20 protein-coding genes are annotated in these 14,621 nt (G+C 50.5%); 9 read left to right on the top strand and 11 right to left on the bottom strand.

Features of this window, described 5'->3' with window-relative positions:
- Entirely contained in the window at nucleotides 1–108 is a 108-nt protein-coding gene (locus CHM34_RS19010; protein ID WP_141201705.1) for a MetS family NSS transporter small subunit, read from the top strand.
- Here CHM34_RS19010 and CHM34_RS12745 read toward each other — a convergent pair.
- The gene (locus CHM34_RS12745) at nucleotides 103–411 is read right to left on the bottom strand and encodes an AzlD domain-containing protein (protein ID WP_094264987.1); all 309 of its coding nucleotides are present in this window, start codon (nucleotides 409–411) and stop codon (nucleotides 103–105) included. The genes CHM34_RS19010 and CHM34_RS12745 overlap by 6 nt on opposite strands.
- Nucleotides 408–1,118 carry an AzlC family ABC transporter permease gene (locus CHM34_RS12740; protein WP_094264986.1) on the bottom strand — a complete coding sequence of 237 codons (711 nt, stop codon included), beginning with the start codon at nucleotides 1,116–1,118 and terminating at the stop codon, nucleotides 408–410. The genes CHM34_RS12745 and CHM34_RS12740 overlap by 4 nt, the downstream gene beginning before the upstream one ends.
- 356 nt (nucleotides 1,119–1,474) lie before the next feature.
- Between CHM34_RS12740 and CHM34_RS12735 the strand changes: the two genes are divergently transcribed.
- Nucleotides 1,475–2,065: a helix-turn-helix domain-containing protein gene (locus CHM34_RS12735; RefSeq protein WP_094265055.1), complete on the top strand. Its 591-nt coding sequence runs from the start codon at nucleotides 1,475–1,477 to the stop codon at nucleotides 2,063–2,065.
- Between the two features lie 117 nt (nucleotides 2,066–2,182).
- On the opposite strand, the gene CHM34_RS12730 is transcribed toward CHM34_RS12735, so the two are convergent.
- Nucleotides 2,183–3,214: a M23 family metallopeptidase gene (locus CHM34_RS12730; protein ID WP_094264985.1), complete on the bottom strand. Its 1,032-nt coding sequence runs from the start codon at nucleotides 3,212–3,214 to the stop codon at nucleotides 2,183–2,185.
- Nucleotides 3,215–3,283: 69 nt separating this feature from the next.
- The gene (locus CHM34_RS12725) at nucleotides 3,284–4,420 is read right to left on the bottom strand and encodes a Na+/H+ antiporter NhaC family protein (protein ID WP_141201704.1); all 1,137 of its coding nucleotides are present in this window, start codon (nucleotides 4,418–4,420) and stop codon (nucleotides 3,284–3,286) included.
- A 543-nt stretch (nucleotides 4,421–4,963) separates the two neighbouring features.
- On the opposite strand from CHM34_RS12725, the gene lipA reads away from it, so the two are divergent.
- Nucleotides 4,964–5,851, top strand: a complete 888-nt coding sequence (gene lipA / locus CHM34_RS12720; protein WP_439116330.1) for a lipoyl synthase — start codon at nucleotides 4,964–4,966, stop codon at nucleotides 5,849–5,851.
- 61 nt (nucleotides 5,852–5,912) lie between these two features.
- Here the strand turns inward: lipA and CHM34_RS12715 are convergent, their stop codons facing one another.
- Nucleotides 5,913–6,575, bottom strand: coding sequence for a YhcN/YlaJ family sporulation lipoprotein (locus CHM34_RS12715; protein WP_094264982.1), 663 nt, complete (start codon nucleotides 6,573–6,575; stop codon nucleotides 5,913–5,915).
- A gap of 176 nt (nucleotides 6,576–6,751) precedes the next feature.
- Between CHM34_RS12715 and CHM34_RS12710 the strand changes: the two genes are divergently transcribed.
- Complete coding sequence (locus CHM34_RS12710) at nucleotides 6,752–7,099, top strand: YutD family protein (protein ID WP_094264981.1); 348 nt, start codon at nucleotides 6,752–6,754, stop codon at nucleotides 7,097–7,099.
- A gap of 92 nt (nucleotides 7,100–7,191) precedes the next feature.
- On the opposite strand, the gene CHM34_RS12705 is transcribed toward CHM34_RS12710, so the two are convergent.
- From CHM34_RS12705 to CHM34_RS12680, 6 genes are all read right to left on the bottom strand, one after another.
- Entirely contained in the window at nucleotides 7,192–7,461 is a 270-nt protein-coding gene (locus CHM34_RS12705) for a hypothetical protein (RefSeq protein ID WP_240512005.1), read from the bottom strand.
- 61 nt (nucleotides 7,462–7,522) lie between these two features.
- Nucleotides 7,523–7,795, bottom strand: coding sequence for a DUF3055 domain-containing protein (locus CHM34_RS12700; protein WP_094264979.1), 273 nt, complete (start codon nucleotides 7,793–7,795; stop codon nucleotides 7,523–7,525).
- Nucleotides 7,796–7,893: 98 nt separating this feature from the next.
- The gene (locus tag CHM34_RS12695) at nucleotides 7,894–8,535 is read right to left on the bottom strand and encodes a MerR family transcriptional regulator (protein ID WP_094264978.1); all 642 of its coding nucleotides are present in this window, start codon (nucleotides 8,533–8,535) and stop codon (nucleotides 7,894–7,896) included.
- A gap of 181 nt (nucleotides 8,536–8,716) precedes the next feature.
- Nucleotides 8,717–9,793: an acyltransferase family protein gene (locus CHM34_RS12690; protein ID WP_094264977.1), complete on the bottom strand. Its 1,077-nt coding sequence runs from the start codon at nucleotides 9,791–9,793 to the stop codon at nucleotides 8,717–8,719.
- A 477-nt stretch (nucleotides 9,794–10,270) separates the two neighbouring features.
- Entirely contained in the window at nucleotides 10,271–10,609 is a 339-nt protein-coding gene (locus CHM34_RS12685) for a spore coat protein (protein WP_094264976.1), read from the bottom strand.
- A 15-nt stretch (nucleotides 10,610–10,624) separates the two neighbouring features.
- Nucleotides 10,625–10,852, bottom strand: coding sequence for a hypothetical protein (locus CHM34_RS12680; protein ID WP_094264975.1), 228 nt, complete (start codon nucleotides 10,850–10,852; stop codon nucleotides 10,625–10,627).
- Nucleotides 10,853–10,983: 131 nt separating this feature from the next.
- On the opposite strand from CHM34_RS12680, the gene CHM34_RS12675 reads away from it, so the two are divergent.
- From CHM34_RS12675 to CHM34_RS12655, 5 genes are all read left to right on the top strand, one after another.
- Nucleotides 10,984–11,445, top strand: coding sequence for a DUF86 domain-containing protein (locus CHM34_RS12675; RefSeq protein ID WP_094264974.1), 462 nt, complete (start codon nucleotides 10,984–10,986; stop codon nucleotides 11,443–11,445).
- The gene (locus CHM34_RS12670; RefSeq protein WP_094264973.1) at nucleotides 11,442–12,011 is read left to right on the top strand and encodes a cyclodeaminase/cyclohydrolase family protein; all 570 of its coding nucleotides are present in this window, start codon (nucleotides 11,442–11,444) and stop codon (nucleotides 12,009–12,011) included. Before CHM34_RS12675 ends, CHM34_RS12670 begins: the two co-directional genes overlap by 4 nt.
- 91 nt (nucleotides 12,012–12,102) lie before the next feature.
- Nucleotides 12,103–12,837, top strand: coding sequence for a class I SAM-dependent methyltransferase (locus CHM34_RS12665; RefSeq protein ID WP_169713717.1), 735 nt, complete (start codon nucleotides 12,103–12,105; stop codon nucleotides 12,835–12,837).
- Nucleotides 12,834–13,601, top strand: coding sequence for a 5' nucleotidase NucF (gene nucF / locus CHM34_RS12660; RefSeq protein ID WP_094264972.1), 768 nt, complete (start codon nucleotides 12,834–12,836; stop codon nucleotides 13,599–13,601). The genes CHM34_RS12665 and nucF overlap by 4 nt, the downstream gene beginning before the upstream one ends.
- Nucleotides 13,602–13,613: 12 nt before the next feature.
- Nucleotides 13,614–14,579 (top strand): MBL fold metallo-hydrolase, encoded by a 966-nt coding sequence (locus tag CHM34_RS12655; protein WP_094264971.1) that lies wholly within the window; start codon nucleotides 13,614–13,616, stop codon nucleotides 14,577–14,579.
- The last annotated feature ends 42 nt before the right edge of the window (nucleotides 14,580–14,621 follow it).

Here is a 14,621-nt window from a genome sequence, read left to right as displayed (position 1 = left end):
ATGGGTACCAGTGCTTGGGTCATGTTCTTGGTCGGTGCTGTCGGCCTGTGGGGCGGTTTTGCGTATTTTCTCTGGCATGCCGGTAAGAGAAGCCGAAACAACTTATAATAAGGCTTTAGCTACGATAACCGTTAAAATGGCACCGAAGATGACAAAAAGAATGTGAAATCGAAAAAATGCCATTCCTGCCGCTGCGATTCCCCCGATCAATCCGATCGAGGGTTCTTCTTTTACAACGGACAAAATTCCCGGGAAAATCAAGGCCCCCAAAGCTGCATAGGGGATGTTATTCAGCCAATCATGAACCCATTCGGGCGGTCTGAATCGATCCACAATCCAGACAGGTAACCAGCGGGGAACCAGTGTCACCAACGACATACCCAGTATGATCCAAAGAAGAGGGCCGGTCATTTCTTTTTCCTCCTAACGATCGGGACTCCTATCCCCCCGCCCATTATAGTGGCTAAAACAATGGCCCAACCGCTGCTGAGAAACATGTCAAACCAAGTATTCAATCCCATGCTGATCAAGGCGATCAGACCCCACTTCCAGGATTCCCGGACAGCCGGGACGAGCAATCCGATAAACATCGCGTAAAGAGAGATGGACATGCTTGCACTGATACTCGGGGGAATCATGTTTGACAAAAGTCCACCTATTAGGGTTCCAGACACCCAAGCTGCATAAGAGGTCAGGATGAGCCCTGCGGCAAATAAAGGGTTGGCTTTTTCTTTCTGTAGGGAAGTGACGGCAAAAGTTTCATCGGTAATTCCGGAAGACAAGGCTATTTTCCAAGGGGTCGGAGCTTTTCTTAAGATGTTCATAAGAGACAAACCCATGACAAAATGTCGGGAGTTCAGGACGAATGTAGCAAGGATTATTTCCAACCCCCCCGCTCCTGCCCCTAACATATTAACCGCCATGAATTGACTGGCCCCTGCAAATACCAGACTGGACATTAACACGGAATGGATCAGGGGAATGCCGGTTTGCTGAGCAATGACTCCAAAAGTAATGGCAATCGGCAGATAGCCCGCCATAATAGGTACAGCTGCCGAAATTCCTTGTTGAAACGCTGTTTTTTTCGCTTGCGGGTTTTCGTGAGTTTTCAACTCCATGAGCGGTGCCTCACTTTCTGAAAAGCGAATCGATGAGTTTCCGCATCCACTTGATCATCAGGGCTTTCAGCCCGGTAATGGAATTTCGATTGAATGTTTATCATTGGTGTTCAAACGGGGTGGGGAAGTGAGGGTTTATGGTAGCGTTCAATACCTCTCGGGCTTGTTCTATGTTTGTTGTTCATTTTCCTGAATCAATCATATGACTGATCCATTCAGATGACAGGGAATTGATCAAACCCTGCGAATCCTCTCATGGTATAATAAAATTTATCTTTGATTAATTATAATACACTAACCAACTTAAAAACACCAGATCTTTTTGATTAAAGATGGGAGGAAAAGAAAAGGTGAACATGGAGAACCCTTGGGAAGAAAAAAATGTGGGAAAACGTGTGGGTGCAAAACTGCGCCAAATCCGTGTCAATAGAGGTTTAAGCATGGAGGCATTAGCCAAACAGATTGGGGTCAGCAAGTTAACTTTGGTGAAGATTGAACGGGGGGAGGCCAACCCTACACTATCTGTGATCTGGAAAATTGCAAATGGGTTATCCATTCCGGTAACGGCTTTATTATCCGTGGAAACCGATGTTTCCATCGTTCGGAGCAAGGAAGGGATTAATCTGACGAGTTCAGATGACAGGTTTGTCGTTGAGCCTTTATTTACCTTCGGCTCTTTTGAGCTCTATCGGGGATATATACAGCCTCAGGGGGAGTATTTCTCAGAGGCCCATCCTCCGGGCGTGGTGGAATTTGTGACCGTCATGGCTGGAAAGTTGGCGGTTGAAGTGGATGGAGATATTCACCATCTGGATGAGCATGATTCCATTCGTTTTAACGGGGATCGTCCTCATAAGTACATGAATCCATCCTCTTCATTAACCACTTTACACTTTGTCATTTCATACAGTAATCCGGGAACGAACCATTCATTATTCTTCCAATGATAAGAAATACGGTGCCGTTCGATGGGATCCAAAAATAACCCTCGGGCGGGTAGCTTGCCTGTCTCATGAATCATCCCCGGCCTCTCAGCAAACAGCCGGGGATTGATTATGTTGAATTCATCTCCTTTTTTTCTCTTTCTTCTTTGCATCCCGCTGTTTTTTGGCAGTGGCTCGTTCCCAGGCTTTTAAATAGGGGTAAGGATCGAAAGAGAAGGTGTTTTTTCCGTTAAACTTATACATCCCGTAATGGAGATGCGGGGGGAACTTGCCGGAGGTGCCGGGGGGACCGTATCCCGAGGACCCGACATATCCGATGATTTCTCCGGGTGCCACGACATCCCCCTTTTTCACATCTTTATTAAAGCGACTGAGATGAGCGAAATAATGATAGTTGTTTTTCAGGTCCCGAATCCCGATTCGCCAGCCGCCGAAACGGTTCCATCCCCGCAGTTCCACGTATCCGTAACAGGTGCTGAGCACCGGGGTGCCGTAATCGGCAAAAACATCCGTACCTTCGTGGATGCGTAGACCGCCGTAGCCTCTCCGATCACCCCATGTGTTATGGTAAGTGTAGTTGTAGCGGAGGGGCATCAGAAAATGATTTCCGTCCAATTGTGTTGTGCCGTAATGTTTGTAGACTTCGGCGATATGGGTAATGATGTCGATAGGAGTCGGGTGTTGGTAGTAATTCCATAAGCCTTCCCGGAGATCGTCCCAGGTATGGCCATAACGGGACAGAAAACGGGTAACGGTATAAAGCACATCCAGTTCATTATTCGGGTCCGCCTTTCCGTCGCGGTTGCCGTCCCGGCCGATCCCGCCGAAAAAGAGAATCGATTCCGGTATCGTGTCTTCCGGATCCGGATTGGTCACGCCTGTCCAGAGACGGGAAGGAACCGTGATTGCGATCAAACCTTTTTTTTCTTTCAAGTCCGGTCGGCTTCGTTGGACATTCCGTTCATATTGATCCATCGCCGCGAGAAGATACCAGGGAATTCCCGTCAATGTTTCCATTTTTTCCAGAAGGAACTGACGCCGGGCCTCCGGTGGACTTGTATCGGATGTTTTTCCGTGTGCCGCGGCCGGGCCGACCAGGGTGATCGACAGAAAAGTGAATATGAGGACCGTACTGATCGTTCGTTTACCCATCGTTTCAACCCACCATTATTCTTGATCGGTTTTAGTGTGGTTGAATCACTGGGGAATTAGATTAGAATTTTATGGAATTGGAGTGGGAGAGCTGACCTGTCGATTCCGAGATCCGGTATTCTTTGTTCGCGTTGACCAGAAGAAGTACAAAGGCAGAAGGAATAGGAGATAGGCGAAGGGCATGTACTGGACGACCGGGACCCCGATGGCGGCGGCGCAGAGAAGTGCATTCAGATTCCAGGGAATCCAGCCCGCCATTACCATGCCGGTGTCTGAGATGGAGCGAACCAGTTGGGATGAAGTCATCCCCATTTCAGTGTAAGAGCGGCGCATCAGCTTACCCGGCATCATCAGGCACAGAGTTTGGTTGCAGGTGAGCAAGGCAATCGCCACGCTGAACAGACCGGTCCGTCTCATGAGTTGTTCCGGCGTTGAGGCGCTATGGGTGATGGATTGACTCACCCGGTCCAGGATGCAGGCGGATTGCATGGTCCCGTAAAGAGCACCTGCCGACATGATCACCCCCAATGCCTGGATCATCGGCCAGATCCCCCCGACCGGGTGCCGGTACCGCTCGGCACCGGTCCATGCGGTTTGCAACAAAGTGGTCAGCGGGATGTCGTAGAGAAAGAGCCCGATCCCCGCGCCGAGGATGGCACCTTGTGCCAGATTGATCAGTACGGGGATGCGAAACAGGGCGCAAATCAATACGGAGAGCGGGGGCAACCAGAGCCATGGGCTGAAAAACGGGTAAGGAGCGAGGAGTTGTCTCCGCACCTGAGCTAAATCATCCGCTCGAAAGGGGACGTCGCCGTAAATAATCCCCAGCCCGGCATAAAGGAACAAACACAAGAGAAAAACGGGAAAAAGGCTTTTTATGATGACTTTCCAGCCCCGGTAAAACGGAGCACCGGCCATGGTTGCTGTCAAATGAGCGGAGCCGGACAAAGGGGAAGTGCGGTCTCCGACAAAGGCGCCGGAAACCAGCGCACCCGCGACGGGCCCTACCGGCATCTGAAAAGCGTGGGTCAGCCCGATTACAGCGATACCCATGGTACTCATGGCGCCGACGGATGTTCCCAGCAACATCGAGACTCCCAAGGAAAGTAAAAAAGCGAATAAGATCAAAAAAGGGGGTGTGATCAGAGAAACACCGTGATAAACCATGGCATCGATGACGCCGCTGACGGACCAAACCGGAATCAAGGTTCCGATCAGCAGAAAGATTCCGATTAAGTAGCGTGTTTCTCGGATCCCCGTTAAGGCGGACCGGAAGATTTCCTTCGGATCGGTTCCGTTGGAACGGGCGATCCAGCCGCTATAAACGGCACCCGCCAGTAAAGGAACATATAAAGGAAAAGCATGAAAAAAGATAGAGACAAAAAGCAGGGATAAAGTCAGAATGAATAACGAGATGACGGACCGAGGAAGTGAGATTTCATTATTTCCCTCTTTTCCCGGGATTTAAGACTTATTATATCCCTTGTCAAGCCGGATTTACAATCGGTGAATCGATCGGGAAGATCCGAGTTTTCCGATCGATGATTAGAAACAAAAGCGTATCCCCCAATGGTTTGTGGTAATATAGTCAGTAGCAGGACGGTTGCTTGTGAACGGTTTTCCCCCGAAACCTCGCCGATTGATGCGAAGCACACAGACTTCGCTTCTCTTGTTAAAATCAAATCATGGAGGAAACTCGGGGAATCCCTTCATCCATGAAGCGGAGACAGTATTAAGGAGGGTCCAATTTTGTCTACATATCAACGGAAACCGGAATGGTTGAAAATCGATTTGAAAGTGAACGAAAACTACCGCGAACTGAAAAAAATGATGCGGGGAAAAACCCTCCACACCGTGTGTGAAGAGGCGAAATGCCCCAATATATATGAGTGTTGGGCTACCCACCGCACCGCCACCTTTATGATTCTCGGGGATATCTGTACCCGTGCCTGCCGGTTTTGTGCGGTGAAAACCGGACTGCCGACAGAGTTGGATTGGCAAGAGCCGGAACGCGTGGCAGAAGCGGTGGAGCAGATGAAATTGAAACATGCGGTCATCACTTCCGTCGCCCGTGATGATCTGAAGGATGGAGGCGCCGCCGTTTTTGCGGAGACGATCAAAGCGGTGCGCAAGCGCAATCCCTTGACCAGTGTGGAAGTGTTGATTCCGGACTTTCAAGGAAACTGGGAGGCGCTGAAAACGGTGATGGATCAGCGTCCGGATATTCTGAACCACAATATGGAGACGGTTCGAAGAAGGTCGGATCGAGTCCGTTCCAAAGCGAAATACCCCCGGTCTCTGGAACTGTTGCAAAAGGCGAAGGAGATGCAACCGGATATTCCCACCAAATCCAGCATTATGATCGGCGTCGGCGAGGAGTGGGATGAAATTCTGGAGACCATGGATGACTTGCGCAGTATCGAGTGCAACATTATGACCATTGGGCAATACCTGCAACCGACGAAAAAACACTTAAAACTGGAGAAGTACTATACTCCGGACGAATTCGCCCAACTGAAGGAAGAAGGTTTGAAGCGCGGGTTTGACCACGTCGAATCGGGACCGCTGGTGCGCAGCTCTTACCACGCCCATGAACAGGTTCAAGCCGCCAACAAAAATGCCGCGGCCGCCCAGTAATCCCTCTTCTACAGATCTTGCAAAAAACAGCCTCGGCACTCGCCGGAGGCTGTTTTTTGAATCAGCGTCCTGTATCATTGGATTCTTGTCTCCTGCGTTCTTCATCGATAAAGGGTTGGTCAAATTTGGGGGAGTGACTGTCTCCCAGCTGCTGCAACAGCTGTTCCCTGTCGCGCTGATTGAGCCCTTCTCCCCGAACCCGATCACCGATGCGGGTTAATTTTTGACGGAGCTTAGGATCTTTGGTCACATGGATCTGATAATACCGCGGGGTTAAGCTGAGAGCCGTGCGCCGGGCTTCATAAACGGTTTTATCACTTACCTCTTTTTTATCCCCCTTGACGCCGACAAACACCTGATCATCGGTTACCACCACCGCCGCGTCATCCACTTGGGGCAGCTGGGTAGTCAGATGAGCGATTTGCCGGGCCAGGGCCTCCCGGTCGATATAGACATCGGGGCCCGGAACGCCTCCGCCGTCTGTTGCATTGTAATATTGGTTTCCTTTTTGTCTCTGCCGGCTATAGCCGATCGGTTGGTACTCTTTGCCCTGAAGGCGTCGATGGCCCCTCGGGTTTCCGAGAAACTCCCGCACGGCTCCCTGCTCTTTCCGGTAAAGAGATTCATCATAGCTGTCCTGCGGCCGGTCCAGCCTTCCCATGGAATTACAGGAGACGGTGGCGATCAGGAGAAAGGCGGCCAAACACAGTGCCACTCGCTTCATGGTCAGTCTCCACCTCCTTCGTGTTAGGATGCCCCTGGAAAGAGGGATTACGCATCATAAAAAACACTTCTTTCCCGCAAAAATGTAGGATTTTTTAACAGAGATCTCGAAGTGAAGCTCAAGGATCAGATGTGTTAACATAGATTTAACAAATGGATTGTCGGGGTTGAGTGCGAATGGATTTTGTCGAGATACAAGGCCAACGTTACGAATTGGTCAAAAACCATAAAAACGGCTGGAATCCGGAGGTCTTTGAAAAGCGGTACAGCGAGGTGCTGAAGAAATACGATTATATCGTCGGAGACTGGGGTTACGGCCAACTCCGTCTAAAAGGTTTTTTCTCCGATCGTCACCCTAAAGCTACCCGGGAGACGCGGATGACTCATTTCGAGGAATATCTTCACGAATACTGCAATTTCGGGTGTGCTTACTTTGTACTGAAACGGGTGAAATCCCCCGGGACTCCCTCCTCCAAAAAGAACCGTTCCCGGGAACGGCGCCAGCCTAAGCAAAAGGAAGAATGAAAAGAGCCGGGTCCCTCTGAAGGACCCGGCTCTTTTTCATAAAAAAAGGAGCCCTCGCCGAACATCCGGGTGGCTCCTTTCATCATGCCGGTTTAGTCTGTTTCTTCGCTCCGGTTGGGATCGTCATGGGTGGGATGGCTGCCAGGAATCCGCCGGGGGAGTCCTTGGTGAAACTCCCGCATTTCATAAGTAAACTGAGGAGCGGCGTGCTGGGAGGCTTTCCAAGGGGATTCCTTGCCCAATACATCTTCATTCGTCGCCGCTCCGTAGGGACCTTCCGGAAACTCCTCGGCAACCACTTCGTTCCGCAGTGATTCCACCGTTTTTACATCATTGTAACGGGTCTTGCGACGCTGAATCAAAATGAACCACCTCATCCGATAACCTGTGACGGATAGGTGTTCCCTATACAGCGGACGGTTTTTACAAAAGGGTTTCGAGAAATGTCTTCAGTTCTGCCGCCTCATCCTCGTTAATCTGGTAGATGTGTTCTAAATACCCGGGTTCCTCCAGGTCGTCCTCTCCGATGAGAGCGAATCGGTTGGATTGAATGTTAAAGACCAACAGCTTTCCGTAAAAGCGCTCTGTCGTAGTGATTCCCAGGTCGAAACGGTTGGTTTCCCCGACAAAACTGACAAAGCGGGTTTTTGTTTCTTCCACGTCATCGTAGAGGAACATAAGGTCTTCGTGAGACATACCGCAGATAACTCCTTTAATGGATTGTCCATCCCATTATACAGTGAACCTCCCGCCATTGAAATGGAAAGGTGGTTGATTGAAAAAGGGCGGATTCCCTAAAAGATCCCTAAAAATCGGGTCCGCTTCTGCCTTCGGGGGATATAGGGACTGGGCTCTTCTGCGGCCGAAGCCAAACGGTGAGAGAAAGTGGCATTCCGCAGCTCCACCTTGAGTTGGTCCTGCTTTTTTCCGATTTCATCCATCATCTTTTGCACAGAAGCGGCGGGCAGGGTATTTTGACTGGTGGCGGCCATTCTTTTCTCCATTTCCTCCATCATGTCAAACATCGTAAAGACATGGTCCTCCAGCTGATCCAGCCGTGTAAAGACCGTCTCCAGCATTTCCCCGATTTCATCCAGGCTTCCCACCACGCGGTGCATCGGATATTCCCTGCCGAAAGGAACAACCGGGGCCTCCTCTTCAACAGGAGGGCGCTCAGACAAACGTTCAATCTCCCATCTTCCCTCCTTCACCAGGTCCTGGCGGATTTGGCGCATTGATTTTCCCGTTTCTTGAAGCCGTTGTTGGATATCCTTCAACCGGAGGAAACCATCCTCCGTCAGCATATAATGTCCGCGGTCGTTCACTTCCGGAGAGATGTATTCTTCAAAAGAATCGATCCATTTTCGGACGGTTCGTGCGTGAACGTGAAGGCGTTGGGCGGCCTCCCGCGTGGAAATACGGGCTTGTTTAGACATGACAATACCTCCCCGAATTTGTTATTTATCACATTTTTCGGGAGGTCCGCGCGGAATCCTTCCCGAGCGACAAAGGATGTCACCCGATGACAAACAAAGTGCTCCCTTGACGGAAAATCTTTTTATACGATGTTATGTTTCAAAAAAAACGACCCCTTTCGGGGGTCGCTTATTCGGTCCTTCAATAAACCGCCCTATTCAGGTTTTTCTTTTGCGGCTCTTTTTTTTGAAAAAGCCACTGAACTTTGGGTTGGAGCAATGGATGGGTGATCCTTTGTACAAATCGGGATGAGAGGAAAATCGTCAACCCGATGGCTGCCAGCGTGGCAGAAATGTAGAGAAAAGGACCGGGCATCTTGTCATCCAGGTCGAGGGCATCATAGGTTTTGATGAAGAAACCGTGCAAAAGGTAAACATAGAGAGACCGGCTTCCCCATTCGCTGAAGAAGGTTTTGGATCTCGGAACAATGCTCAGGAAGAAGATGATCATCACAGCCGCAAGAGCGATCAGCGCGATTCGATAGATTCCCGCGTACCATTCCGGGTGACCCACATCCTCGTAGGGAAAGACGAAATACATCCATCGGCGCAGATCGAGGTTCAGGGAGGAGTGAAATTCCAGATAATACATCAGCCCGACTGATGAGAGGATTCCGATCCAGGAAAGGGTGCGGATTCCCTTGGTGAAAAGTTTTTCGATATGATGTTTTTGTAAGTAGAAGCCCGCCAGGAAAAAAGGAAAAAACGCGACGGTTCTCGAAAAGCTCAGGTATTTGTCGGCGTCGTCGATATACCCGATCAGAATGGCGAGAAGGAAGGCGGTCGCCAGCGGGTACTTCAGATTGATAAAATAAGGAAGAATCAAACGCCACAAGAACAGACTGAACAGGAACCACATAATCCAGTACGGTTCCAGAATGGAGATGTCTACCGCATCGGTTTGATAGGCGAAATGATCAAACAATGAATACAGAATTTCAAAGATGAAATAAGGAATCAGGATGGTGGCGATTACTTTTCGAGTTTGCCCTTCTTTCCAGTAATTTTTGGCGAAGTAACCGGAAATCAGGATGAACAGGGGCATGTGAAAGGAATAGATCGCCAGATAGACCGCTTTAATGACCGGACTCTCATCGATGAGCGGACGGTAGGCGTGTCCGAGAACGACGAGGGCGATTAAAAGGAATTTCACATTGTCAAAAAAATAGTCCCGTTGCTTTTCAACCTCTGTTTTCGGTGCCTTTTGTTCGGTACTCATAATCCGGTACCCCCTTCCGGCGGAATCCTTGAAGCGGAAAAAAGTGTTTTCTCCCCTCGGCGGGGAAAAAACCGCTTTTTATTCTGCAAATACTGTCCCAAAGAACCAACGTAATCAATCCCGTGATTGTTTCACGGCGTCTGGAAATGAGAGGGGGATTATTCTATATATATTTTTTATTTATTATAGATTTATATTTATATACTGAGAGAAGGATATGTTCCGCTTCGACCGCATATGGATGAATTTTTGATAGAAAACGTGTTTTATTCAAATGAATTTTAAAACTGTGTATTTAAAAAAAGAATTTATGGGATTTCCTCTGTGTTATGATTAACGAAATTATTTTAAAGGAGAAGTTGAAATAAACCTGAAGATCCGTCCAGCGAAATTGGAAGAAATGGAAGAGGTGAGAAGGGTTGTCCTTTTCCATAAAAAAGACCGGCCCCTTTCCCGGAGACCGGTTTCGTTTCCTTTTTAAGAGTAGGGAAACTGGGTGCGGTAGTTGCTGAATTTTTGGGCCGCTTGCGCTGTAAACTGCGGATTGGCGGGGTCCGTTTTATACCAGCCCTTTTGCTGCATCAGAGTGAAAAGATCCCGCTGGCATTGGTGCAGTTCGGTTAGAAAATTCATCTGAGTCTGGTACAGCTGTTGTGAGCTTGCTTCGTTCACCGCTACATTATAAGCGGTCGTTAAATATTTTTCCGTGGCCAACATGTCGTTGATGCGGTCCCGGTCGTTCATCTCCGGTCCTTTGACCTGAGGCAGGCCGGATTGGGTTTGCTGGTCTTGTTGGCCGGTTGGCTGTTGTTCCATGTCGCTGGTCCTCCTTTATTGGGTCATGGTGGTTCCGGTGCCGCCGGTGACTCCGGCAGCGGTGTTGAGTTGGTTCAGGAGTTGTTCATAATGGTTCTGGTGGATACGGCCGATTTCATCGATTTTCTGCTTGATTTGGGGATCCTGGCACTCTTGGGCATAATGGTGGCATTTCTTGAATGCTAAAAGCTCCCAGGAAAGCTCGTCTTTGATATAGTTCAGGTCCTTGGTCGTCAATTGCATTCGGCTTCTTCCTTTCTCGGTGGTCTGTCTTTTTCATTGTGTGGATTGCGTTGAAAAATATGCGAAAGGTACACAGTGAACAGGAACGGATATGGTAAGGTATAAGGAGGAGAGCGAAGGAGGTCGTCCGTATGATTTATGACGTGGATACAGAACGGATCGAGATTCAACTCGATTATTTGGAACAGTGTATTCGGGTGATGCAGGAGACATTGGAAGATCTGACACAAAAACCGGGTCTGGTTTCTTTCTTCGCGGCTTCCCGGGCGGTACATATCGCTGTGGAGTGTGTGATCGATGTGGGGAGTGTGATGATTGACGGGTTTATCATGCGGGATCCCGGGGGTTACCTCGATATCATCGATATATTGGAAGACGAACAAGTGGTTCCTTCCGACGGAACCGGGCGGCTCAAGGAGTGGGTCCGACTCAGAGACCGTTTGGTTCGCCGGTATCACGAGGTGGATCATGAGGAATTGGCGAGCCATCTGAAGGATATCGGTGTTTTCACCGCTTATACCGACTGGGTGAGGGATTACTTGACCCGGGAACTGGGTCCGGCTTACCCGAAACGGAAAGAGGGGTCGCGGTGAATTTCACTTCGCTGAGTGTGGAGGAATTCATCGACCGGATGGGACTGCGAAAGATACCCAGCCCCGCAGCGGGAAGTAGTCTGGCGGTCTCCTTCTCTATGGCTTGTTCTCTTCTGGAGATGACGCTGTCAGAGTTGGCCGATGAGCGACGTCGGGATTTGGACCGCGATCCTTTGCAGGATCTTCATCGGGTCCGGCAATGGCGGCAAGAAGGGATATCCTTGATTGATAAGGATATCCGAGCCGTAGAGGCGATGATCCATGGAAAGGGAGAAGGAGGGGACGAAGAGTGGTTGGTCCCGGTCCAGCGCCTCTACCAACTGGGGGAAGAGATGATGGACTTGATCCAGTCGTACCTCAGAATTCCCGGTCCGAAAATCAGCGATACATGGGTCGCTTTTCTCCAACTGCGGACGGTATTCGCCGGTTCCTATCACATTGTTTGTTTTAATGAATCCTTCTTCGGTTGGCCGCCTCGGCTGGGTCGGGATTGGGAAGAAAAGCTGCGCCGCTGGGACTGCCAGGTCGCGGAAGCCCTGAGGGAAGTGCAGTCCCGGGGGGAATGACCCGGACAGCGAACGGCACGCCCCGGTGTCGTTCTTTTTCTGTGATACAATGGAATTTGTGCGGCAACAAAGGATGTAGGAGGAAAAGGGCATGGCTTCCTGGTATGAAGAAAGCTTCGGAGAGGATTACTTATTGGTTTATCGGCACCGTGACCGTGTTCATGCGGATCGCGAGATGAATGCCGTCGCCCGTTGGCTCGATTTGCAACCGGGTGAAGAAGTGCTGGATTTGTGTTGCGGTACCGGACGCCATTCGATTCCTTTGCAAAAGATGGGGTTCCGGGTGACCGGGATCGACTTATCCGACGTTTTATTGAAGAGGGCCGAAGAAATGTCCCGCGGGATGGACATCCGTTATCTCCGGGGGGATATGCGGTCTCTTCCCTTCGATCCAAACGCCTTCGACGCCGTGGTGAATCTGTTCACTTCCTTCGGTTATTTTGCGGAAGACGAAGACAACCGGAAAGTCCTGTCGGAGCTGGCCCGGGTTCTAAAGCCGGGAGGCCGCTTTTTAGTGGACTTTTTGAATCGGGAGTCCGTCGAGCGAAGTCTGGTTCCGGAGAGTGAACGGGAGGTCGATGGAACACGGATTCGGGAGAAACGCTGGATTGACGGAGAATTCGTCCGTAAGACGATTCTCGTGACGGATGAACGGGGGGAACGCCGCTATCAGGAACGGGTGAAAATGTATGATCGCGAACGGATGGAGGCGATGATGGACTCGGTCGGACTGGCGGTGGATCAAGTCAAGGGGGATTTTGAAGGCCATCGTTATTCCAGAGCGGAGAGTCCCCGGATGATCTTTGTGGGGAGGATTCCCCAATGACTCGATATCGAGGATATTTAATCGATCTGGACGGAACTTTATACCGGGGACGGGAAGTCATTCCCTCCGGATTGGAGTTTGTTCGGCGTTTAGAGGAATTAGGGATTCCCTATCTTTTTTTCACCAATAATTCCTCTCGCCGTCCGGACCAGGTGGCGGAAAAATTAAGGACCTTCGGCTATGCCGCTGAGGGATCGCAGGTAGTTACCTCTGCCGTCGCGACAGCTCAACATCTGAAGCGGGACCCGGAAGTATCCTCGGTCTACGCGATCGGGGAAAACGGGCTGATCACTGCTTTACACGAAGCCGGCTTGGACTGGAGAGAAGATCGGCCTGATGCGGTTATTGTAGGGATCGACCGCGGTTTTCACTATGAGAAGATGAAGACGGCTTGTCTGGCGATTCGTGCCGGAGCCCGCTTTTTCGGTACCAATGGCGACCTCGTTCTGCCCACAGAAGAGGGGTTGACCCCGGGAAACGGTTCCCTGTGTACGGGAATCGCTTCCGCAACCGGTGTGGATCCCGTTTTTATCGGTAAACCGGAACCTCCCATTTTGGAATTTGCCCTGCAGCGGCTCGGTACGTCCCGATCGGAGACCCTGATCGTAGGGGACAACCTGTCGACGGATATCCTGGCCGGCGTCAAGGGCGGGGTGGATTCGTTGTTGGTGTTCAGCGGAGTTACCACCCCGGAAGAGAGTCGCCGTTCAAGCATACAGGCGACACATACGGTTGATGATCTGAAGGATTGGGATTTCATCTAGAGGAGGCTTTTGATGAACCGCTGGGACGATGTGATTGAAGTTTCTCTGCCACTTCCGTTTCCTTTAAAGATCATTAAAGCGTACTTAATCAAAGGTTCGAAGGGATATACAGTCGTGGACACCGGTCTCCATGTACAAGACGATCTGGATGAATGGGACCGTGTTTCGGTGGAAACCGGCTTTTCCTGGGACGAAGTGGAGAAAATCGTTCTTACCCATTATCACCCCGATCACTTCGGCTTAGGGGGAACGCTTCAGCGACGGACCGGGTCTCCGGTCTATATTTCCCGCACGGATTTTGAACAAGCCCGGCTGTTTTTCCGTTCAGACAGCGATCAACCCGATGTGATGGCCCGCTTTTATTCCGAACACGGTCTACCGGCGGAATGGGTAGAAAAGATTCCCGGGCATCTGCGAGGGTTTACGAAGTGGGTCGAACCTTTTCCTGATCCGACCTGGATTGCGGCGGGAGAGACGATCCGCCTGGGGAACCGGGAGTATCGGATTCTGCACACTCCCGGTCATGCCGACGGTCATCTCAGTTTTTACGATCCGGAACGGCAATGGCTGATCGGAGGAGATTTCCTTCTACCCCGAATCACCCCGAATATCAGTTTATGGCCGGGTTGTGACCCGGATCCCCTCAGCTCCTATCTGAATACATTGGAGCGAATGAAAGATCTGCCGGTGAAAAAAGTGTTCCCATCCCACGGTCCGGTTTTTCAAACCTACCGCGAGCGGATCGAACAGCTGCAGCATCATCACCAGGAGCGTCTTGACCGGATGCGCGACTGGGTGGAGGAGGAAAACGGGACCACCGCAGTGGATGTCTGTTTTCGTATCTTCGGCGAGAATCTGTCCGTTCACAATTTGCGGTTTGCTTTATCCGAGACCCTGGCCCACCTGGAATATATGTACCGGCGGGGGGAGATCGCCAAAGAAAAACGCGCCGGTAATTGGATTTATCTCGGAAGATGAGAATCGCCCAACGGCAAAAACCCGGGTTTCGATGACCCGGGT

It is taken from the genome of Paludifilum halophilum (assembly GCF_002245355.1).
GTDB classification, from domain to species: domain Bacteria; phylum Bacillota; class Bacilli; order Thermoactinomycetales; family DSM-45169; genus Paludifilum; species Paludifilum halophilum.
The sequence above is the reverse complement of the archived record's forward strand: the minus strand, read 5'-3'. Positions and strand labels throughout refer to the sequence as shown.

Bases quoted from the DNA above. Each gene is read 5' to 3' on its own strand.
- CHM34_RS19010 (WP_141201705.1), top strand. From the start codon at position 1: ATGGGTACCAGTGCTTGGGTCATGTTCTTGGTCGGTGCTGTCGGCCTG.
- CHM34_RS12745 (WP_094264987.1), bottom strand. From the start codon at position 411: ATGACCGGCCCTCTTCTTTGGATCATACTGGGTATGTCGTTGGTGACA.
- CHM34_RS12740 (WP_094264986.1), bottom strand. From the start codon at position 1,118: ATGGAGTTGAAAACTCACGAAAACCCGCAAGCGAAAAAAACAGCGTTT.
- CHM34_RS12735 (WP_094265055.1), top strand. From the start codon at position 1,475: ATGGAGAACCCTTGGGAAGAAAAAAATGTGGGAAAACGTGTGGGTGCA.
- CHM34_RS12730 (WP_094264985.1), bottom strand. From the start codon at position 3,214: ATGGGTAAACGAACGATCAGTACGGTCCTCATATTCACTTTTCTGTCG.
- CHM34_RS12715 (WP_094264982.1), bottom strand. From the start codon at position 6,575: ATGAAGCGAGTGGCACTGTGTTTGGCCGCCTTTCTCCTGATCGCCACC.
- CHM34_RS12710 (WP_094264981.1), top strand. From the start codon at position 6,752: ATGGATTTTGTCGAGATACAAGGCCAACGTTACGAATTGGTCAAAAAC.
- CHM34_RS12700 (WP_094264979.1), bottom strand. From the start codon at position 7,795: ATGTCTCACGAAGACCTTATGTTCCTCTACGATGACGTGGAAGAAACA.
- CHM34_RS12695 (WP_094264978.1), bottom strand. From the start codon at position 8,535: ATGTCTAAACAAGCCCGTATTTCCACGCGGGAGGCCGCCCAACGCCTT.
- CHM34_RS12690 (WP_094264977.1), bottom strand. From the start codon at position 9,793: ATGAGTACCGAACAAAAGGCACCGAAAACAGAGGTTGAAAAGCAACGG.
- CHM34_RS12685 (WP_094264976.1), bottom strand. From the start codon at position 10,609: ATGGAACAACAGCCAACCGGCCAACAAGACCAGCAAACCCAATCCGGC.
- CHM34_RS12680 (WP_094264975.1), bottom strand. From the start codon at position 10,852: ATGCAATTGACGACCAAGGACCTGAACTATATCAAAGACGAGCTTTCC.
- CHM34_RS12675 (WP_094264974.1), top strand. From the start codon at position 10,984: ATGATTTATGACGTGGATACAGAACGGATCGAGATTCAACTCGATTAT.
- CHM34_RS12665 (WP_169713717.1), top strand. From the start codon at position 12,103: ATGGCTTCCTGGTATGAAGAAAGCTTCGGAGAGGATTACTTATTGGTT.
- nucF (WP_094264972.1), top strand. From the start codon at position 12,834: ATGACTCGATATCGAGGATATTTAATCGATCTGGACGGAACTTTATAC.
- CHM34_RS12655 (WP_094264971.1), top strand. From the start codon at position 13,614: ATGAACCGCTGGGACGATGTGATTGAAGTTTCTCTGCCACTTCCGTTT.